Consider the following 19,834-nt stretch of genomic DNA (forward strand, 5'->3'; position numbering starts at 1 on the left):
TGGGGAGGGGTGTTGTTGGTGTTTTGAATTTCTACCGTCACGGAATCGACTTGGCGCCCACTGAAGCTATGATTTATGACTATTGGGTGCAATAAACGTATTGGCTAGACATTGGTATAACGAGCGTAAATCGGCGCCGCGTCATGGGTCTGACTATGGCACCGAATCACGATCCGAGGAGTCCGTGATTATCTCCGTTTTTCAATACCATCGATCAAAAACCCGGTGACGGAACGGCAGCGATCAAGGGGCTCCACCATGCAGATTACGCCGGTTGGCGACGGACGTATTTGCTCCGAAAGTCTATGTTGTACTTATTTTTTATATGTTCAACATAGTGGAGAGATGATAAATGGTGGTCGCTGTATCGCGGCGGCATGGGTCCGTACGGCAACGTGCGAGGCGTTCTGCCATGGCCGCCGCAAGGCCGTTGGCGACAGTGACCGATGATCGATGCAAGGAGAATGCCGATGCGCCTGATTCAGTGCCTGAACGATGACCGCCTGACCGTGGCGGTGGTCATCGACGAACATGAAGTCCAGGTCGTCGATGGCGACGAGGGCGTCTACGGACTGGCCAGGCGCGCCATCGCCGACGGCACGCCATTGACCGCCGTGGTCGAAGCCGCGCTGACCGAAACCCGGCTAGACTATGCCCGGCTGATCGAGGAGCGCCGTCTGTTGCCGCCGCTTACCCATCCCGACCCGGCGCACTGTCTGGTGACCGGGACCGGGTTGACGCACCTTGGCAGCGCCGATACGCGCTCGGCGATGCACGCCGCCGCCATGCAGCCGTCCGACAAGGTCGACGAAAGCGAGTTGACCGATTCGATGCGCATGTTCCGCATGGGCGTGGAAGCCGGCAAGCCGAGAGCGGGCGAGGTGGGGCCGCAGCCGGAGTGGTTCTACAAGGGAGACGGCGACTGCGTGGTCGCGCCGGAGAGCGAGATCCCCAGTCCGTCGTTCGCCCAGGATGCCGGGGAGGAGCCGGAGCTGGCCGGCCTCTACGTCGTCGGCAGGGACGGCCAGCCTTGGCGGGTCGGCTATGCGATCGGCAATGAATTCTCCGACCATGTCACCGAGCGCTTCAATTACCTGTGGCTGGCGCACTCCAAGCTGCGTGCCTGCAGCTTCGGGCCGGAACTCTTCGTCGGCGAGCTGCCGGCAAACCTGGAAGGCACCAGCCGTATCGTCCGCGACGGCCGTACCTTGTGGGAAAAGCCGTTCCTGACTGGCGAGGGCAACATGGCCCACAGTCTCGCCAATCTCGAGCATCACCACTTCAAGTATCGCAATTTCCGCCGCCCGGGGGATGTCCACGTGCACTTCTTCGGGACCGCGACGCTGAGCTTTGCCGACAAGATCGTCGCCGAACCGGGTGACCGCTACGAGATCGACCTGCCGGCGCTGGGCCGCCCCCTGCGCAACGTGCTCGGCAGCGAGGACGATTTCGGTTACTCGGCCGCCAAGGCGCTCTAAGCTCTGTCTGAAAAATCGGCGAGCGATGGCCAGAAAAGGCAAAAATTGACGAAGAAGCGGAGTTTACGAGGTGTAAATGAGCATTTTGAGTCAATTTTTAACGCCTTATGGGCGAGCGCAGGCATTTTTCAGACAGAGCGTAACCCCTTCGTGACAACACGACGTATCGACCGGCCGCCAAGGTTACCGTCCCGTCGTCGAGTCACCCATGCATGACGGCGTTCCGGCTGCCCGATCCCTGGCCGCCGGATCCGCCCGTTCTGGAGTCCTGATCATGAGCGAACGTCCCCGCCGAACCGCCGACCAACTGCGTTCGCGCTGGTGGTTCGACAACCCCGACCACGCCGGTACCACGGCGCTCTGCCTGGAGCGCTACATGAACTACGGCATCACGCTGGAAGAGCTCTCCTCCGGCAAGCCGATCATCGGCATTGCCCAGTCCGGCTCCGACCTGACGCCGTGCAACCGGCATCACATCCAACTGGTGGAGCGGGTCAAGGCCGGCATCCGCGCGGCGGGCGGCGTTCCGTTCGAGTTCCCGCTGCACCCGATCCACGAGAACGTGCGTCGGCCGACGGCTGCACTGGACCGCAATCTGGCCTACCTGGGGCTGGTCGAGGTGTTGCATGGCTATCCGCTCGATGGCGTGCTGCTGACCACCGGCTGCGACAAGACCACGCCGGCCTGCCTGATGGCCGCCGCCACCGCCGATATCCCCGCGATCGTGCTCTCCGGCGGGCCGATGCTCAACGGCTGGCGCGGCAAGGAGCGGGTCGGTTCCGGCACCATCGTGTGGGAGTTGCGCAAGCGCCTCGCCACCGGCGAGATCGACTACCCCGAGTTCCTGGCTCGAATCGCGGATTCGGCCCCTTCGGTGGGACACTGCAATACCATGGGGACGGCCTCGACCATGAACTCCATGGCCGAGGCGCTGGGCATGAGCCTGCCCGGCTCGGCGATGATCCCCGCACCCTACAAGGAGCGGCCGATGGTCGCCTACGCCACCGGCGCGCGCATCGTCGAGATGGTGTGGGAGGATCTGCGTCCGAGCGACATCCTCACCCGGGAAGCGTTCGAGAACGCCATCGTCGTCTGCTCCGCGCTGGGCGGCTCCAGCAATGCACCGGTCCACATCAACGCCATCGCCCGGCACGCCGGGATCGAACTCACCAACGATGACTGGCAGCGCCTCGGGCACGCGATACCGCTGCTCGCCAACGTGATGCCGGCGGGTGCCTATCTCGGCGAAGAGTTCTTCCGGGCGGGCGGGGTGCCGGCGGTGGTTCACGAACTGCTCACGGCAGGGCGGCTCCACGGCGATGCGCTGACCGTCAACGGCCAGACGCTGCACGCCAACTGCTTCGGCCAGGAGACGCAGGACGAGGACGTCATCCTGCGCTATGACCACCCGCTGGTGGAGTCGGCGGGTTTCCTCAACCTCAAGGGGAATCTGTTCGACTCCGCGCTGATGAAGACCAGCGTGATCTCGGATGACTTCCGTCGTCGTTATCTCTCCAACCCCGGCGATCTCGACGCATTCGAGGGCAAGGTCGCCGTCTTCGATGGCTCGGAGGATTACCACGCGCGCATCGACGACCCGGCGCTCGAGATCGATGCGAACACCATCCTGGTGATGCGCGGTGCCGGTCCGGTGGGGCATCCCGGGGGGGCCGAGGTGGTCAACATGCAACCGCCGGAAGCGTTGATCAAGCAGGGCATCGACTCGCTGCCGTGCCTGGGCGATGGCCGCCAGTCGGGGACCTCCGGCTCACCCTCGATTCTCAACGCCTCGCCGGAAGCCTCGACCGGTGGCGGGCTGGCGCTGCTGGAAACCGGTGACAGGATCCGTATCGATCTCAAGCGTGGCGAAGCCAATCTGCTGATCGACGACGAGGAGTTGGCGGCGCGACGCGCCAGGCTCGAGGCCAGCGGCGGTTATCCCTATCGCGATCATCAGACCCCATGGCAGGAGATCCAGCGCTCGATGGTCGAACAGCTCGACCGCGGCATGACCCTGGCGCCGGCAACCAAGTACCGGGCCATCGCCTGGGATCTACCGCGGGATAATCACTGACGAGCTACGAGCTACGAGCTACGAGCTACGAGCGAGGGCCGGCTTTGGGCACTTCAACAGATCTCCAGACAGGCGCCGCCATCGAGCAGTACGCGATCAGGCGTACTGCATCCCGCCATTGCCGAACGACCAGTTGTGCCGATCGGTTTCGAGCAGGTTGATGAAAACATCTTCCTGCCTGAGGCCGGGGGCCGTGGTGAGGTATTCCGTCAGACGTTGATAGAGTGCCCGTTTCTGAGTCTCGCTCCGTGTATCGTTGCAGGTGATCTGGATAATCACCAGTTCCTGACTTCTCGAGATGCCCAGATAGTCGGGGCTGCAGTCGAACTCTTCGTCGGCATGTTGGTGAAGCAGGATGAAACGATCATTTTCGGGGACATTGAAGGTGTCACGCAGGGCCCTGTAAACACCTTCACGGATGGCTTGCAGATCGTTGTCGCTTTTCCCCTGGCGCAGTGAGATACGAACTAACGGCATGTCAGTCTCCGGATAGAACATCGTGATAGTTGACGCTAGATACGTTAGCGCCTCACTGTTATCCCGAATATCAAAACTTTTTGGATATGTGATCCACTAAATCGGGATTCATGTATGCGCCAGACTACGTTTGACCCGGATGTGTTGCGTGGCTTCGTGCTGGGCATCGAGCTCGGGAGCTTTGCCAAGGCCGCTGCGCGTCTGAATCGGTCAACATCGGCTGTTAGTGCCCAACTGAAGCGACTCGAAGAGCAGGTGGGCACGCCACTGGTTCACAGGGTAGGGCGTGGCATGGTGATGACCGAACAGGGCGAGGTCATGCTGAGCTATGCGCGGCGACTGCTGGATCTCAACGACGAGGCGGCGGCTGCCGTTTGCGGTGAACAACTGGAGGGGCGTGTCCGCCTCGGCTTGCAGGAGGATTTCGGCGAGCGCCTGCTACCGGGTGTGTTGGGTCGTTTCGCCCGGGCGCATCCAAAATTGCATATCGAGGTACGTGTCGCCAGTAATATGCGGCTGAAGGAAGATGTCTCCCTTGGCAAATTGGATCTGGCGCTGGTCTGGAAAGCCGCTAGCGAGTCCTTGAGTGCCGAAACCCTGGCTAGCGTACCAATGAAGTGGATCGGGTCGGTTTCGTTTCAACCGCTCCAGGCCCTGGACGACCCGTTGCCGCTGGTAGTTCTGGAAGCACCCTGCATGCTTCGCCAGATGGCGATCGATGCCCTGGACCGTGCCGGTATCGCATGGCGTATCGCCTTCAGTAGTGCCAGTTTGGGCGCCACATGGGCTGCCATCACGGCGGAATTGGGAATCGGTATCCGAACACCGCTGTGCTTGCCAGCACAGGTTCGTGCCTTGAATGCGCAGGAAGCCGGATTGCCCGAGCTGCCCGGATTGGAGCTGTCGCTTTATCATGCCGAGACAGCACCGTCTCTCGCCGTAACGCGGTTGGGTCAGATCATTCGGCAGCACGTGGCCGAGTTAGTGCCCGCTCAATGCTAAGGGATCATGCAGCACTCCCTCGTGAAAGAGTGAAAAGGTCGGTGTACCGAGATACCGCGTGACTCTGTAAGCAATGGAGGAGCGCTTGAATACCCCGCAAGCCTGAGATGGGGTTATGTGATAGACGTTTCCGGCTTTCGCTTATAGCACAGCAGCCATCTTGACCACTTCAACCACATCAAGGCTCAACGCCAAGTCTTGAAATTCTAGACTTTCTATCGGAAACCACCGTGCGTCCAGGGCGTCATCGCCGGCCACGGGGTCGCCAGATACCCACTGACACAATACAGCGATAAGAACAAAGTGTTGCTGAATATGGCCAGCGCGATCATGATCGAATACATCTACGGCGGTAAAGGTCTTTACAACGTTTGCCTGGACGCCCGTTTCCTCGTGAAGCTCACGTAATGCTGCGTTTTCAACCGTTTCACCAAAATCTATTTTTCCTCCCGGGAAACCCCAGTGATTGGCGTCCGGTGGGTTCCTGCGTCGCACTAATAATACATTTCCGTTCTTAATGACCGCTGCTATTGTTGCCGGTATAGGGTGATTCAAAGGTGGCGTTTCTGGTTGGGATAAGCTCTTTTCCATTGGTTGGCTCTCGGGTAACAGGAGAAGAGTGGTTAAATTTTTCTTGTCCACCTTTCCTGACAATTAGTCAAAAGGTCGTGCTCCATGATATGCACTAGCGTCAATGAACCAGTTTTCATGACAGAAGTTAAAGGTCTTGGCGTGCCCGCAATTGCTGCTCTACGATATCTACGAACGCACGTGTTCGTGTCGAAATGCTTTGCCTATTCGGATGGATTGCGACGATTTCCAGCGGTGCCGGCTGAAGGTCGAGCGCAAATTCGACGAGATCACCTGCCGCGATACTTTCCTTGCAAAATTCATACGGAATGATCGCGAACCCGATCCCGGCGCGGGCACCGGCGATGAGCATCAAGCTACTGTCAACGCGATAGCGAGTCGGTACATCCAGCGCGATAGTTCGACCTTCCACATCGATGAAATGCCAGGGGTTCGCCTGTAGCGCCGTCAGCGTCGAGATACAGGGTAAATGACTGAGTTCCTGTACCGAAGCGGGCCGGCCATGATCGGCAACGACCGAAGGTGCGGCGACCACGGCGCTGCGCATGCTGACCAGTGGGCGAACCACCATGCCGCTATCGGACAGCTTGCCTCGGTGATAGCAGATCGAGACATCCACATCCCTTCTGATTGGATCGAGTGGCGCCATGCTGGTGATACAGTCGATGGCGATGTCCGGGTGGTCGGCCACGAAAGTGGCGATACTTTCATCGAGCCATTTGACGCCAAATTCGGAAGGAATGGCGACGGTAACCCTACCGCTAAGGCTGCCATGTTGACCCTTCATCTCATGCTCGACTTCCTCCAAATCGCCAATGATGCTTTCTGATAGATGATATAGACGTTGGCCCTCGGCGGTAAGGCGCAAATGTCGTGTATTTCTCATTACTAACTGATGAGACAGTTGATTTTCCAACTGATCGAGGTGGCGTGCCACCGTTGACTTGGGAATGTCCAATGCCTTTGAGGCCGCCAGGATAGAACCTTGCTTGGCGATGGCGACAAAGACTTTTAAGTAATCGAGATTCATAGGCTCAAATCCGGGAAAGTGTTTCCAATCTTACTGCGTTGCCAGCATCGAGGTGCAATATTAGGGTTTTCGAGGAGTAGGCGGCCGGCCTCTTGTATAGCTTCATCGATCTTATCTTTTGAAAGAGGCACGACATTATGAGCGATGTTGTCAGCAACATTGTCGATGCGGATCCTATTGAAACACGTGAATGGCTGGATGCTTTGTCATCGTTGACTCATTGTGAAGGCCAAGATCGGGCGCGTTTCATGATTCACCGGTTACTCGAGGCGGCCGACAAAAGCGGTGTGTCGTTCGAGGGCGGGTTCGTGACGCACCACCGTAACACTATCGCTCCTCATGAAGAGCCAGATTACCCTGGAGACTTGGCATTGGAGCGAAAGATTCGCTCGTCAGTCCGTTGGAATGGTGTGGCCATGGTGGTGCGTGCCAATGCGAAAGATAAGAGCCTCGGTGGCCATCTGGCCAGCTACATGTCGAGTTGTACGCTCTACGAAGTCGGCTTCAACCACTTCTTCCGTGCCGCATCGGAAAGCTTTGCTGGCGATCTTATCTATTTCCAGGGCCACATTACGCCGGGTATCTACGCACGCTCCTTCCTCGAGGGGCGTCTGACCGAGGACCAGATGGACTGCTTCCGGCAGGAGGTTGGGGGCAGGGGGCTGTCGTCTTACCCACACCCCTACCTGATGCCGGATTATTGGCAGTTTTCGACGGTGTCGATGGGACTCGGGCCAATCCAGGCAATCTATCAGGCACGCCTGATGAAATACATGGATAACCGCGGGCTGCAGCCACTCCAGCAACGCAAGGTCTGGGCTTTTCTTGGCGATGGTGAATGCGACGAGCCGGAAACGTTGGGTGCACTCAACGTGGCGAGCCGGGAGCGCCTGGATAACTTGATCTTCGTGATCAACTGTAATCTGCAGCGTCTCGACGGGCCGGTTCGCGGCAACGGTAGCGTGATGAGTGAGCTGGAGCGGACCTTTCGTGGCGCCGGCTGGAATGTGTTCAAGGTTGTCTGGGGTAGTGCCTGGGACCGCTTGCTGAACGACGATCACACCGGCCTTTTGCAGCGGCGCATGGACGAAGCCGTCGATGGCGAATACCAGAACTTCAAGGCACAAGGCGGGGCCTACACCCGCGAGCATTTCTTCGGCAAGTACGATGAGCTGGCGGAGCAGGTCGCCTCTCTGTCGGACGAGGAAATCCAGGGGCTCATCCGCGGCGGACACGATCCGGTGAAGGTCCATGCCGCCTATCGTGCCGCCATGGACGCTGACAATGGCCGGCCCACCGTGATTCTGGCGCATACCGTGAAGGGTTATGGCATGGGCAGCGAGCACGGTGAGGCGGATATGGAAGCTCATAACATCAAGACCATGACGGCTGAGGGCTTGAGGCAGCTTCGCGACCGTTTTCAGGTACCGGTTACCGACGAGCAATTGCAGGACGGTGGCATGCCGTACTATCAGCCGGCGACGGACTCGCCCGAAATGCGCTATCTACAGGGATGTCGCGAGCGTCTGCATGGTTTTCAGCCCGCGCGGCGCACTAATCACGAGACGCTGCCGATCCCCACGCTTGAGGACAAGCCATTCGCTGCTCAACTGAAAGGCACCGGTGAACGCGAGGTCTCGACCACCATGGCCTTCGTGCGTGTGCTGAGTGGCTTGACCAAATTCAAGCCATTGCGTGAGAGGATCGTGCCGATCGTTCCCGATGAGGCACGGACCTTCGGCATGGAGGGCATGTTTCGCCAGCTGGGTATCTATTCGCCGGAAGGCCAGAAATACGAGCCGGCCGATGCCGGACAGATCATGTTCTATCGCGAAGACCGGACTGGTCAGATCCTCGAGGAAGGCATCACGGAGTCCGGCGCCATGTCGTCGTGGATTGCGGCGGCGACTGCACATGCGAACCACGGCACGATGTTGGTCCCCTTTTACGTCTTTTACGCGATGTTCGGCTTCCAGCGTGTCGGCGATCTCGCCTGGGCCGCCGGCGACATGATGTGCCGGGGCTTCATGGTAGGCGGCACGGCGGGGCGGACTACCATCAACGGTGAGGGGCTGCAGCACCAGGATGGCCATAGTCACCTGTTCGCTTCGGTCATTCCCAACTGCCGTACTTACGATCCTACTTATGCTCATGAAGTCGCGGTCATCGTGCGCCATGGCCTGCAGGAGATGTACGAGCGAGGCAAGGACATCTTCTTCTATTTGACGGTGATGAACGAGAACTACCCGCACCCGGCCATGCCCGACGACTGTGAAGAGGGCATCGTGCGTGGCATGTACCTGTTGCATCCAGGGGAAACCGACGATGGCAAGCCCAAGCCACGGGCTCAGTTGCTGGGTAGCGGCGCGATTCTTCGCGAGGTCGAGGCGGCGGCCGAGATACTTCGCGAGTCACATGGCGTGATCGCCGACGTGTGGAGTGTGACCAGCTTCAACGAGCTGCGTCGCGAGGCGCTTGACTATGATCGCCGGCGCTTTCTTGCTCCGGGCGAGCGTCAGGAGAGGCCTTGGGTAATGCGCCAGTTGGCCGATCGTCAAGGTCCTGTGGTCGCGGCCACCGATTCCATTCGTCTGTATGCCGATCAGATTCGTGCTTGGGTACCGAGTGACTTTCATGTTCTGGGCACCGATGGTTTCGGACGTTCCGACACGCGCGAGGCGCTGCGCCGCTTCTTCGAGGTAGACCGCTATCACGTAGTGACGATGGCGCTTTGGGCATTGGCCGAACGTGGTGAGATAGCGCCGCACGTCGTTTCCGATGCCATGACGCATTACGGCATCGATCCTGCCGCGCCTAACCCGCTTGATAATTGAAGCGTGACTGAGCATGAGCCCACGTGACGTGAAAGCGGATTAAAGGACGAGGAGCACTACAGTGCGTAAGGCAATGATACGGGTACCGGACATCGGCGGCAGCGAGAACGTGCCAGTTATCGAACTGGCGATCAGCGAAGGCGACGAGATCGACGTGGAAGATACGTTGATCACGCTGGAATCCGACAAGGCCTCCATGGAAGTGCCCAGCCCCTACAAGGGCAAGATGGTCGAAGTCTCGGTCAAAGAAGGAGATAGCGTCTCCGAAGGAGACCTAATCGGTACCATGGAAGTTGCCGATGCAGGGGACGACGCGGAAGACGCCGACGAGACGCTAGCGGAAGGCGAGTCTGAGAGTGTCGCGCTGCCTGCGGAAGCCAAGAAGTCAGCCAAGAAAGCTAATGCCGGTCAGAAAGACGCCAGTCAGCAAACGACCAGCGCTACCAAGTCGGAGCCGTCTGCCAAGGAGCCTGCGGGCGAGCCGCGCCCCGAGGCACGCCACAAGCACGGCGACGACAAAACGGTGGGAGCTCATGTGCATGCCGGCCCGGCGGTGCGCATGCTGGCGCGCGAGCTGGGCGTCGACCTGGCCCAAGTCACACCCACTGGGCCCAAGAATCGTGTGCTGAAGGAAGACGTGCAAGGCTACGTCAAAAACGCCCTTCAGCAGCGCGCCAGTGGTGCCGGAAGCTCGGCCGCGCCGAGTGGCGGTGCGGGTATCCCGGCGGTGCCGGACATCGACTTCAGCCAGTTCGGCGAGGTCGAGGAAAAGCCCATAGGTCGCCTGATGAAAGCGGGCGCGGCCAACCTGCATCGCAGTTGGCTCAACGTACCGCACGTGACTCAGTTCGACGAGGCGGACATCACCGAGCTCGAAGCCTTCCGCAAGTCGATGGAGGACGAGGCCGCCAAGCAGAATGCCAAGCTCACGCCGCTGCCGTTCATGATCAAGGCCTGTGCTTACGCCTTGCAGAAGTTCCCGCAGTTCAACGTCAGCTTGAAGAGCGACGGTGAAACGCTGGTGCAGAAGCACTACGTGCACATCGGTATCGCCGTGGACACGCCGGACGGGTTGATGGTGCCGGTGATCCGCAACGCCGACCAGAAATCGTTGATCGACCTGGCCAAGGAATCGGTCGAACTAGCCGGCAAGGCGCAGTCGAAGAAGCTCAAGCGCGAGGAGATGAGCGGTGGTTGCTTCACCATCTCCAGCCTGGGTTCCATCGGCGGCACCGCCTTCACGCCCATCGTCAACGCCCCGGAAGTCGCCATCCTCGGCGTTTCCAAGGTGCAGACGAAACCGGTGTGGGGCGGCGCCGAGTTTGCCCCAAGGCTGATGATGCCGCTGTCGTTGTCCTACGATCACCGAGCGGTCAACGGTGCCGACGCGGCTCGCTTCACGGCCTTTTTGGCCCGGGCTCTGAGCGATATAAGAACGCTTTTGCTGTGACTTCGTCTCTTGTTTCCCAGGACTAGCTCATCCCAGACAGTTGTTGAACAAACAACCTCCCGTTGGCAGTGTGTCTAGCGTGCTTGACGGGGTGCCGGGCGACCGGCTGAGAGATGCAGGTCCGTGAGCCGGACTAGCGCATTAACCCGTTGAACCTGATCCGGCGAATGCCTGCGCGTGCAGGCGGGTACTGGCGTAGGGAATCAAGCGGGCCTGTGACAACACATCTGCCTGTCCCTTGTGGCCTGCCTCCTGATCCTACTTGCCAACGACCGGAGACGATCATGGCCTACAGTTTCGACGATCTCAAAAACGCGTGCGCGGCCGACTGGCAGGCGTATATCCAGCACGATTTCGTGCGCCGTCTAGGCACCGGTACGCTCGAGCCGGGCGCTTTTCGCTATTATCTCCAGCAGGACTATCTGTTTCTTCAGCATTTCGCGCGGGCGTATGCGCTGGCGATCTATAAAAGCCGCAACATGGCGGATCTGCGCCAAGCCTTTGACGGTCTCAAGGCCATCGTCGATACCGAGCTGACGCTGCATGTCGACTACTGCCGGCAATGGGGCATCAGTGACCATGACTTGGCTCGATTACCAGAAGACCGGGCCACCATGGCCTACACGCGCTATGTGCTCGATGCCGGCAATCGGGGTGATTTACTCGATATGCACGTGGCGCTTGCCCCGTGCCTGGTGGGCTACGGCGAAATCGCCAATATGCTCAACAGCGAGTCCACGACGGTACGCGCCGATAACCCTTACGATGCCTGGATCGCGATATACGAAAGCGATGCATTCCAAAGCGCCATGCACAGTGAAATCGAATGGCTAGACGAACGACTGGCCGGTGTGACCGAGCAGCGCTTTGAAGAACTCGTGGGTATTTTTCGAGACGCAACCCTTCTTGAGATCGACTTTTGGCAAATGGGGCTCGACTGGCGATCTCGTAGTCAGTGATCAGGCAAGGCTGCGTCATGCATCTGCCGGTCGATACGCTACTTGCCCTGCGCTGAGATATCGCCAAGCCTGCGTTTCATTCCGCTCGCGGATCTATTCAGCGTTTCCTCGGGAGTCAGATGCTCTCAATCGGCACGAAAGTGCTCTATGAAGGCGCGTAGCAAGCCGAAATCTTGTATCTGTTTGGGAAAATAAAGAAAGAATCCCGGCCGGGTCGGAGTATATTCGGCCAATACTTGGATCAATGTACCGCGTTGCAATTCGTCTTGGACGCCTCGCTTCAATGACCAACCGATGCCCAAGCCTTGGGCCGCCGCATCCACTACGCTCCGGAAGTCATTGAAAATCAGCGTGCCGCGCGGCGTCATCGTGAACTCTCTCAGGGCGTCGAAGAACTGCCAATCGGCGACCTTCCCGGAACTGGGTTGCCGATAGCGAATGCAGGGGTGGTGCAGAAGGTCTTCCGGTGTGTGTGGGGTCCCATGTCGATGAAGATACTCTGGAGCTGCGACGTAGGCTGTTTCTTCAGCCGCCGATAAGCGAATGGCGACCATATTGTCCTGCAAATGGTCACCCAGGCGGATGCCCGCATGAAAGCCATTGGCGATGACGTCAGTCAGCCCTTCCTCTATCGTCAGATCGAGCTCAATACCTGGATAGGCTGAATGAAAAGCGGCGATTTTGGGGGCCATGATCAGTTGCCAAGCGCGAAAGGGCAAGGTGATCCTCAAGCGCCCGGAGCGTGCCTTTGCTGCATTGCGAGTATTTTCCAGTGTCTCTCCGAGGGCGCCCAACAGATGGCTGCTGCCTTCGTACAGAGCTCGCCCCGCTTGGGTAAGTGCGACCGAGCGCGTGCTGCGAGCGAATAGCGGCACGCCGAGGCGTGTCTCGAAAGCCTTCAACTGGTGCGACACTGCGGGTGGATTGACACCAAGGACGCGTGCCGCCGCGCGTAGCGACCCTTGATCAGCGATGGTGACGAACGTTTGTAACGCGTGGAGGTCGTTGCGGTCCATTGTTCGATTTTATGAAACTTTGTGGGTGTATTATGCTCACTATACGAAATTATACTCGCTTGGAACACTAGGGCTCCCTGAAGATAGGAGTCCTAGCATGTTTAGCGTAACAAGTCGTGATACTTCGACCATGGCGGGCGTCGGTACTATTCTTGCCACTGTCTTCGCCATGGCCCTGGCTGATGCCTTCGTAAAATATGCCAGTGCCGACATGTCGCTGTGGCAGATATACGTCTTGCGATCATTGCTGGTTGTACCGTTGCTCGCGCTGTTGGTTGGTATGCGCGTTCGAGTTCCAAGGCTTGGCTGGGTCATGTTGCGCAGCCTGTCGCTCGCCTTGATGTATCTGGGCATCTACGGCGCTCTGCCGAAGCTGGACCTATCTGTCGTGGCGGCTTCTTTGTATACCGCGCCGCTCTTTATCACCCTGTTGTCGGCGACCTTCCTTCGCGAGACTATCAACCTACGGCATTGGATAGCGATTCTGATGGGGTTTCTGGGTGTCCTGTTGGTCGTAAAGCCTGGCGTCTCGGGTTTTACGCCCTATGCGTTAATTCCCGTCGGCGCGGCGTTTCTTTATGCGATTGCTGCGGTCCTGACCCGAGCAAAATGCGATGATGTCGAAGCCCCCGTTCTAGCCTTCTGGTTGAATTTAACACTACTGGTTTTTGGGGTGAGCGCTAGCCTTTTCATTGTCTTGCTACAGACGGGGGAGAGTCATTCTTATCCCTTCCTCTTGGGTTACTGGAGTCAAATGCACAGTGGTGACTGGGTGGTAATCGGTATACTGGCCGCTCTCATGCTCGTCATCAGTATTGGCTTGGCCAGGGCCTATCAGTCGCCTCGGACGCATGTGATCGCGACGTTCGATTATGCGTTCTTAATATTCGCGGCGTTCTGGGGATTCATTTTCTTTGGTGAAGTCCCCGATCTTTGGACGGTGGCGGGCATCGTGTTGATAGCTTCCGCCGGGATGATCGTGCTGCGTGCAGGTGTGATCGCGGTCGAAGCAAAGGAACCACATCGCCATGGGACCTGAATTCAAGCAATAAGCGGTCCGTACGATAGATGAAGATGTAAGCCACGAGCCCCTGCTGCCTTGGAGGCCATTGACGCTTGATGATATTTGCTACGTATTCATTCTCAGCTTCAACTAGTCAGCGCGCCGAGCACCACGAAAACGGCGGCTAGCGCTGTCACGGCCGAAAAGCCGCCGATGGAGTAGACAGGGCCCATCATCACGGATGCGGCCCCGCAGGTGATGACTATCGGCCTCCTGCGCGTTTGTCTTGATCGAAATGGAGTGAATTCTCTAGGCCAGTTGCTGAAGTTGTTAGAAAGGAATTCAGAAGTTTTCTAGCTCAATTTCGTGCAGAATTGACGCACAAATTTACGGAGTTAAAACGATTTTTCCAAACTGCGTATTTGATTCCATATAGTCGTGTGCGCTCGCAATGTCGCAAAGTTTGAATTTACTTTTGTCAATAATTGGTGAAATCCTTCCCTCTGATATCTGCTTGAGAAGCCAAGCCTTACCTTCTTTACGGGCCGTAGGCGTCTGAAACATCTCCGGAGCGGCGTCGTAAGCCCGGATCGTGAGCTGGCGCAGAAGCGCGGTGCGCAGCGGGTAGGGCGTGGGAGCTGGCGAAAGTAGGCCGTATTCGAAGATCGTCCCGCCAATTGCCGCAGCTCTAGCGAGCGACTCGAGCCCGGGGCCTGCTACTGGATCGTAGATTAGGCGCGCGCCTTTGCCTTCGGTGAGCTCGACAATACGCTCCACCAGGTCTTCTTCCGAGGTGACGATGACGTGGTCGGCGCCGGCGGCGAGCAACGTCCCCTTTTTATCGGCTTTGCGCGTCGTAGCAATCGCTTGTGCACCGATAGTATTGACGATCTGGATCGCTGCAAGTCCAGTGCTGCTGCTGGCAGCGGTGATCAGTACGGTATCGTTCTTATCCAGATGGCCGATTCGTACCAGCGAACCATAGGCAGTCAGGTATGGGGCCCAAATCGCCGTGCCCTGTTCGTAGCTCAAAGTGTCTGGAATCTCCGACAGCGCGTGGACCGGCAAGATCGCCACATCACCGTAGGCGCCATACATATTGGGCGAGAAACTGGGCATGTTGCTGACCCGTTTGCCCAGCCAGTTGGACTCGACGTCAGGGCCGATCGCTTCGACATCGCCAGCGGCCTCGAATCCGATCTGCGCGGGCAGGTCGGGCTGTATCAGATAGCTGCCCTCGCGCCACATCACCTCAGCGCGGTTTAGTCCGATCGCTTTGACACGGATGCGCACTTCCCCGGCGGCCGGTTCTGGCAATGGCACAGTCTCCACCTTGAGCACGTCGGAGGGGCCGGTTTCGTGGAAACGAACGATCCTCACGGTTACTGACATCGCAGTCTACCTCGCAATTTACAATTTAATGTCTGGTTTGGGGAATAGCTCAATCTGTTCTCAACAATAAGAAGACATTGAATCAAGCCATCTTTTTATTTCCGTGCGCCCAGTGATCTTCCAAAGCCGCCGCGATCGCTTGAGGACATTGAATGGGCGTGAAATGGCCGCACTCGAGCTTCAAGATGTCAGGTGCGTCAATCGCTTTTTGCAGACGATCTGCATACTCGACCGGCGTGGTCGAATCGTGCTGGCCCCAAAAGATGAGCGATGGTGCGCTCATTTCGGTCAGCCTCGGCTCCCATTCCGCGCCCACATTAACCGCGGACCGGTAGAGCTGGAGGATGCAATGTTTCATGGTGTCGTCGATGCGCGCGACCGTGGCTCGGGCTTCATCGATCGGCACGCCGAATGCTTCGAGCTGGCGGCTGAACGACTCGATATCCAGCGATCGCATCCAGCGTTCGCCGACTCCAGGCGTCTGCCATATGTGCGCAAATTCGTGCCATTCATAAGCGGCACTGACTGGCCCGCTCCCGCCGGCCCAGGTCCGCACCAGATCGGGCCGCAGTGAGGCTACGCGCAACGTGAGGATACAGCCCCAATCGTGGCCGACGAGATCAACCGGCTCGCCGATCCTTTCAAGCCGATCGATCAGCCAATCGACGTATTCCTCTTTCGTCGCCTGAAACGACGGGGGCACCGGGCTATCGAAGCCGGGAAGGGCGAGGGCGATAGAATCCGAACGCTTCAAATGGCGTTGAACGCCCTTCCAAATCCGAAACGTATCGGCAACGCCGTGAACGAATACGGCTGTCATGAGGTTTCTCCTAGTTCGTGGACTCTCTTAATGGTCCGGTTGTTGCCTTGCTGCGTTGTGCACGAGTCCCGATGCGTGCCGCCACCGGTCTTTCGACGCGCGGCATTTAGGTGTCGTCGCGTCTTGTTAAGCCAGCCATGGCTAGGCCACCGCAGAGTGCGGCGATGGCGCAATAGCCGATGGGACCGGCCGCGCCGAACGTGTTTTCGACGAGGCCGCCGACGGACGCCCCTGCCATCACGGCAACCTGAAACGTCGCGACCAGTAACGCACCGGCGTTCTCTGCGTGATTGAGTGCGGACTCGGTCGTCCACGTTTGGATGCTTACCGGGAACGCCCCGAACGCGAATCCCCATAGCGCGATGCCGGTGAGTGCGATCGGAAAAGATGCCGCACCCCCAAAAAGCACGGATGCAGTTAGGCCGACCGTGTAGGCCGCCAGGATCGAGGCATGGCGCGAGCTGCGACCCGCCCCCCAGCCACCGGCGAAGTTGCCGGCAAACCCGCCCAGCCCGAGAAGGAGTAGTGTGACCGCGAGCCACTGATCACCGATGTGGGTGACCCGCTCAAGAAACGGTCTTATGTAGGTAAAGCCTGCAATATAGGCCGACAACACGAACACGACGGTAATCAGTCCAGCGTAGATGCGGCGATACCGCAGCAGATCGACCAGCATCCGCCACGTGGTCGTGGATTCGGCACGCAGGCTCGGCAGAGCCACTAATTGCGCGACGAGCGCAACGGAGCCGATGCCCGCGACCGCCCAGAATGCGCCGCGCCATCCGATGAGATAGCCGAGATAACTGCCGATGGCTGGGGCACACACAGACGCTGCGGTCATACCGGCGAAGATGATGGCTATGGCTTTCGCGACATTTTCCTTCGGCACGAGGCGCAGTGCGAGCGCGGCCGCAAGCGCCCATGTGCCACCCAGCGCAATGCCGAGAACGGCACGGGCGGTGATGAATAGCCATAACGAACCGGCCAAGGCCGACCCGATATTCGAGACGATGAGCAAACACGATAAGATACATATGAGGAACCGGCGATCGACGCGCGAAAAAATGACGGCGACGGCCGCCACCGCCGCGATCGCGGCAGTCGCCGTGACCGCTTGACCGACCGCCCCTACCGACACGCCCAGATCGTCGGCTATCGGCGTCAGCAAACTCGCCGGCAGAAATTCGCTGGTGACCAATCCGAAAACCCCGACGGACAAGGACCATACGGCAGCCCAGTGACGCGTTGCCGAAACGGTCGTGTCATTTCGGCGGGCGCGTTCGGTCGGCGATTGCTCTTGTTCTGAGGCGATTGGCATCGTTCTCTCCTTCTACTCTTTGGAGAGGATGCTATGCTCTATGTTTTGGAATATCGATGCTCATATGTCCGATAAACATAACCATTCGTCCAACTTTAGCGGCCGTCCGGCAACGGATCTCGTCGACCCCGTATTGCGCAGCCTGTGGCTGACTGGGATCAAACACGGCCGTCGACGCCTCGAAGGCTCATGGGCTTATTCATTTCCGGAAGAAAGTAACGCGTCTTTTCACTTCATCGCCGGTCAGGGATGTTGGCTGTTTCACAAGGCCCACGGCTATCGGTGGCTCGAAGCAGGCGATGCCATTTTGCTACCGCGCGGCGATGCCCACGTTCTGGCGCGCACACGTCAAGGGGTCGGACCGGGAACTCCGGCTTTTCGTTGCGAAGCCGATTTTGATGACCCGATCGAGTTTCAGAACGAGCATACGAACGACACTTGCCTGATGTTCTACGGCACGATGCGCTTTAACTTGGATCGCTTGCATCCACTCATCGATATGATGCCGTCCATACTGCACGCCGGTTCGCTCATGCGCGATCAGCCGGCTATTCCAGCCTTGATTGACGCAATGGGCTGCGAGTTGCAGGGCAATCGCCTGGGATCGGGCGCCATCGTCTCGAGACTGGCCGACGTGCTTGCAGCCCAAATCATCCGATCGTGGGTCGAGCTCGGTTACGGCGACGTTGAAGGCTGGGCGGCCGCGTCCCGTGATCCGAATATCGGCCGCGTCCTGGCAGCGATTCATAGCGACCCGGGACAGGACTGGTCGATACTCAGGTTGGCGCAAGTCATGGGCGCTTCCCGATCGCTTTTCGCGCATCGGTTCAAGACCGTCGTCGGCGAAACACCGGCGCAGTATGTCGCGCGGATTCGAATGCATCTCGCGCACAAATGGCTGGCTGACGATGGCGAAAGGGTGACTGTTGTCTACGAACGGCTCGGTTATCACTCCGAGCCGGCATTCAGCCGGGCGTTCAAGCGCGTGATGGGGTTCGCCCCCAGCCAGAGTCGACGTCGTCGGCAGGGCAGAGTAAACCGGGATCAGGGGGGGGCTAACAGGCGATAGAGAGATCCTAACGCAGTTTATGGAAGTTACAGCATTGTTAACAGATACCTCGGAAGACGTTGTCGACTCATGTGATTGGCACGTAACGCTTGGGCGTTACGCTGTGACGATGACTCGAGCTGATCTACTCCGAGTGCTCAACGTCGTCGATGGCGTCCCGCGTGAGTGCCTCGTAGCGATCCCGGACACCTCGATATCCGGCCGAACAAGTGGCGCGTAAACTGACGGCGTGATACTACAATGAGGACCGCCCCCATAGTGTGATCGGTTACAATGTTTCGATCATCATGCATTTTCCCGATAACGTAGCTAGCCTGTTATCGTGACTAAGTCGAAAAACTCCAGGATCCGGCGGTCAATTGTGAGAGGGACAGAGCAAAAGCTAACTGGGCTAAAATGGCCAGTGCGATGAAAGTTCAGTGGTAGGTCAAGGTCAATCCGATGAAGAAATACTGGTGCTTATAAAGTCGAGCACCAATCGTGCCACCTCATCGGGCTTCTCTATTGTTGCGAGATGACCGGTCGCGATTTCCTGATAGCGGGCGCTTGGGACGATGTCGGCGAGCTGTCGTGAGTAAGGGGAGGGAACCATCCAATCGTAGGTACACCCAATGACCAAGGCAGGTTGAGTGATGCGTTGCGCATGCTCGCTTACATCTAGTGTCAGATTGAGTTCAACCTGTCGTGCCATTCCTTCCCAATTGTTTGTCTCGACTATCTCGTGGGTAGCTTTACTCATCGTGTGGTAGTCCATCGTGGCGAGAAAGTCCGGGCTGAGGCCTGTAACTAACATAAAACGTGCCATCGCTTCGCGATCTGTGTGGATGAGATCCCTCCATAGCTCGAAGCTCAGTATTTGGCGCGTATCCTTGTTTGTTGCAAACCCTGCGAGCAGGATGACTGAGCGCACGCGATCGGGATACTCTGCAGCGATATAGGTTGCGACCGCAGCGCCCAATGAGAAGCCAACAAGGTCGAATTGTGAGACACCGGCTTTGTCGGCGGCTGCAATGGCTTGTGACGCAAGCATACTGACTGTGAGCGATGCTCCATCATCGACCGTCTTACCCGAGCCCGAGTAATCTGGGCGAATGACCGTACGTTCCTCAGTCAAATGACCAACCAATGGTCCCCAATTCGTTTCGGAGTTGCCACCTGTGCCGTGTAGCAGCAACAAGCCTGGTCCCGATCCATCGACTCGGAAAAAAACTTTCGACTCGTCAGTTTCAACGAATGGCATTTATTACTCCTGATGTCCATTTTTACGAGGATGTTTTTTCGGTAGTGGGGCTATGTCAGATGCGTTGTGTTTGGGTACGTC

At 58.3% G+C, this 19,834-nt stretch carries 15 protein-coding genes and 1 pseudogene; 8 read left to right on the forward strand and 8 right to left on the reverse strand.

The genetic code is table 11. From position 1 onward, the window contains the following. Positions 1–470 precede the first annotated feature (470 nt). Positions 471–1,478 (forward strand): AraD1 family protein, encoded by a 1,008-nt coding sequence (araD1, locus tag F0A16_RS02235; RefSeq protein WP_149433752.1) that lies wholly within the window; start codon positions 471–473, stop codon positions 1,476–1,478. Between the two features lie 274 nt (positions 1,479–1,752). Next, the gene (locus F0A16_RS02240) at positions 1,753–3,552 is read left to right on the forward strand and encodes an IlvD/Edd family dehydratase (protein WP_149433753.1); all 1,800 of its coding nucleotides are present in this window, start codon (positions 1,753–1,755) and stop codon (positions 3,550–3,552) included. A 96-nt stretch (positions 3,553–3,648) separates the two neighbouring features. Here the strand turns inward: F0A16_RS02240 and F0A16_RS02245 are convergent, their stop codons facing one another. Further along, a complete protein-coding gene (locus tag F0A16_RS02245; protein WP_149433754.1) occupies positions 3,649–4,029 on the reverse strand; it encodes a tautomerase family protein in 381 nt (126 codons plus the stop codon). A gap of 114 nt (positions 4,030–4,143) precedes the next feature. Here F0A16_RS02245 and F0A16_RS02250 point away from each other — a divergent pair, with 114 nt between their 5' ends. Continuing rightward, positions 4,144–5,031 carry a LysR substrate-binding domain-containing protein gene (locus F0A16_RS02250; protein ID WP_149433755.1) on the forward strand — a complete coding sequence of 296 codons (888 nt, stop codon included), beginning with the start codon at positions 4,144–4,146 and terminating at the stop codon, positions 5,029–5,031. A 141-nt stretch (positions 5,032–5,172) separates the two neighbouring features. Here F0A16_RS02250 and F0A16_RS02255 read toward each other — a convergent pair whose 3' ends face one another. Next, the gene (locus tag F0A16_RS02255; RefSeq protein ID WP_149433756.1) at positions 5,173–5,622 is read right to left on the reverse strand and encodes an NUDIX hydrolase; all 450 of its coding nucleotides are present in this window, start codon (positions 5,620–5,622) and stop codon (positions 5,173–5,175) included. A gap of 127 nt (positions 5,623–5,749) precedes the next feature. Continuing rightward, complete coding sequence (locus tag F0A16_RS02260; protein ID WP_149433757.1) at positions 5,750–6,652, reverse strand: LysR family transcriptional regulator; 903 nt, start codon at positions 6,650–6,652, stop codon at positions 5,750–5,752. Between the two features lie 137 nt (positions 6,653–6,789). Between F0A16_RS02260 and aceE the strand changes: the two genes are divergently transcribed. From aceE to tenA, 3 genes and pseudogenes are all read left to right on the forward strand, one after another. Then, positions 6,790–9,486, forward strand: a complete 2,697-nt coding sequence (gene aceE, locus F0A16_RS02265; RefSeq protein ID WP_149433758.1) for a pyruvate dehydrogenase (acetyl-transferring), homodimeric type — start codon at positions 6,790–6,792, stop codon at positions 9,484–9,486. A gap of 76 nt (positions 9,487–9,562) precedes the next feature. Beyond that, a pseudogene (gene aceF / locus F0A16_RS02270) lies at positions 9,563–10,936 on the forward strand (dihydrolipoyllysine-residue acetyltransferase); the annotation flags it as partial. A gap of 284 nt (positions 10,937–11,220) precedes the next feature. Next, entirely contained in the window at positions 11,221–11,895 is a 675-nt protein-coding gene (gene tenA, locus F0A16_RS02275) for a thiaminase II (RefSeq protein ID WP_149433759.1), read from the forward strand. A gap of 125 nt (positions 11,896–12,020) precedes the next feature. On the opposite strand, the gene F0A16_RS02280 is transcribed toward tenA, so the two are convergent. Continuing rightward, positions 12,021–12,911 (reverse strand): LysR family transcriptional regulator, encoded by an 891-nt coding sequence (locus F0A16_RS02280; protein ID WP_149433760.1) that lies wholly within the window; start codon positions 12,909–12,911, stop codon positions 12,021–12,023. Positions 12,912–13,008: 97 nt separating this feature from the next. On the opposite strand from F0A16_RS02280, the gene F0A16_RS02285 reads away from it, so the two are divergent. Next, the gene (locus tag F0A16_RS02285; RefSeq protein WP_149433761.1) at positions 13,009–13,950 is read left to right on the forward strand and encodes a DMT family transporter; all 942 of its coding nucleotides are present in this window, start codon (positions 13,009–13,011) and stop codon (positions 13,948–13,950) included. A gap of 351 nt (positions 13,951–14,301) precedes the next feature. On the opposite strand, the gene F0A16_RS02290 is transcribed toward F0A16_RS02285, so the two are convergent. The 3 genes from F0A16_RS02290 to F0A16_RS02300 all read right to left on the reverse strand — a co-directional run bounded on the left by F0A16_RS02290 (position 14,302) and on the right by F0A16_RS02300 (position 17,444). Next, a complete protein-coding gene (locus F0A16_RS02290; protein WP_149433762.1) occupies positions 14,302–15,306 on the reverse strand; it encodes a zinc-dependent alcohol dehydrogenase family protein in 1,005 nt (334 codons plus the stop codon). A gap of 82 nt (positions 15,307–15,388) precedes the next feature. After that, positions 15,389–16,126, reverse strand: coding sequence for an alpha/beta fold hydrolase (locus F0A16_RS02295; RefSeq protein ID WP_149433763.1), 738 nt, complete (start codon positions 16,124–16,126; stop codon positions 15,389–15,391). A gap of 106 nt (positions 16,127–16,232) precedes the next feature. Further along, positions 16,233–17,444, reverse strand: a complete 1,212-nt coding sequence (locus F0A16_RS02300; protein WP_149433764.1) for an MFS transporter — start codon at positions 17,442–17,444, stop codon at positions 16,233–16,235. Positions 17,445–17,484: 40 nt separating this feature from the next. Here F0A16_RS02300 and F0A16_RS02305 point away from each other — a divergent pair, with 40 nt between their 5' ends. Beyond that, positions 17,485–18,513 carry an AraC family transcriptional regulator gene (locus F0A16_RS02305; RefSeq protein WP_223119687.1) on the forward strand — a complete coding sequence of 343 codons (1,029 nt, stop codon included), beginning with the start codon at positions 17,485–17,487 and terminating at the stop codon, positions 18,511–18,513. A 433-nt stretch (positions 18,514–18,946) separates the two neighbouring features. Here the strand turns inward: F0A16_RS02305 and F0A16_RS02310 are convergent, their stop codons facing one another. Further along, entirely contained in the window at positions 18,947–19,753 is an 807-nt protein-coding gene (locus tag F0A16_RS02310; protein ID WP_149433765.1) for an alpha/beta fold hydrolase, read from the reverse strand. Between the last annotated feature and the right edge of the window lie 81 nt (positions 19,754–19,834).

Origin of the sequence: Salinicola corii (assembly GCF_008298015.1) — a bacterium.
GTDB classification, from domain to species: domain Bacteria; phylum Pseudomonadota; class Gammaproteobacteria; order Pseudomonadales; family Halomonadaceae; genus Salinicola; species Salinicola corii.

Coding starts and splice junctions, on each gene's coding strand:
- F0A16_RS02280 (WP_149433760.1), bottom strand. CDS start 12,911: ATGGACCGCAACGACCTCCACGCGTTACAAACGTTCGTCACCATCGCT.
- F0A16_RS02290 (WP_149433762.1), bottom strand. CDS start 15,306: ATGTCAGTAACCGTGAGGATCGTTCGTTTCCACGAAACCGGCCCCTCC.
- F0A16_RS02295 (WP_149433763.1), bottom strand. CDS start 16,126: ATGACAGCCGTATTCGTTCACGGCGTTGCCGATACGTTTCGGATTTGG.
- F0A16_RS02260 (WP_149433757.1), bottom strand. CDS start 6,652: ATGAATCTCGATTACTTAAAAGTCTTTGTCGCCATCGCCAAGCAAGGT.
- F0A16_RS02245 (WP_149433754.1), bottom strand. CDS start 4,029: ATGCCGTTAGTTCGTATCTCACTGCGCCAGGGGAAAAGCGACAACGAT.
- F0A16_RS02255 (WP_149433756.1), bottom strand. CDS start 5,622: ATGGAAAAGAGCTTATCCCAACCAGAAACGCCACCTTTGAATCACCCT.
- F0A16_RS02300 (WP_149433764.1), bottom strand. CDS start 17,444: ATGCCAATCGCCTCAGAACAAGAGCAATCGCCGACCGAACGCGCCCGC.
- F0A16_RS02240 (WP_149433753.1), top strand. CDS start 1,753: ATGAGCGAACGTCCCCGCCGAACCGCCGACCAACTGCGTTCGCGCTGG.
- araD1 (WP_149433752.1), top strand. CDS start 471: ATGCGCCTGATTCAGTGCCTGAACGATGACCGCCTGACCGTGGCGGTG.
- aceE (WP_149433758.1), top strand. CDS start 6,790: ATGAGCGATGTTGTCAGCAACATTGTCGATGCGGATCCTATTGAAACA.
- F0A16_RS02305 (WP_223119687.1), top strand. CDS start 17,485: ATGTTTTGGAATATCGATGCTCATATGTCCGATAAACATAACCATTCG.
- F0A16_RS02285 (WP_149433761.1), top strand. CDS start 13,009: ATGTTTAGCGTAACAAGTCGTGATACTTCGACCATGGCGGGCGTCGGT.
- F0A16_RS02310 (WP_149433765.1), bottom strand. CDS start 19,753: ATGCCATTCGTTGAAACTGACGAGTCGAAAGTTTTTTTCCGAGTCGAT.
- F0A16_RS02250 (WP_149433755.1), top strand. CDS start 4,144: ATGCGCCAGACTACGTTTGACCCGGATGTGTTGCGTGGCTTCGTGCTG.
- tenA (WP_149433759.1), top strand. CDS start 11,221: ATGGCCTACAGTTTCGACGATCTCAAAAACGCGTGCGCGGCCGACTGG.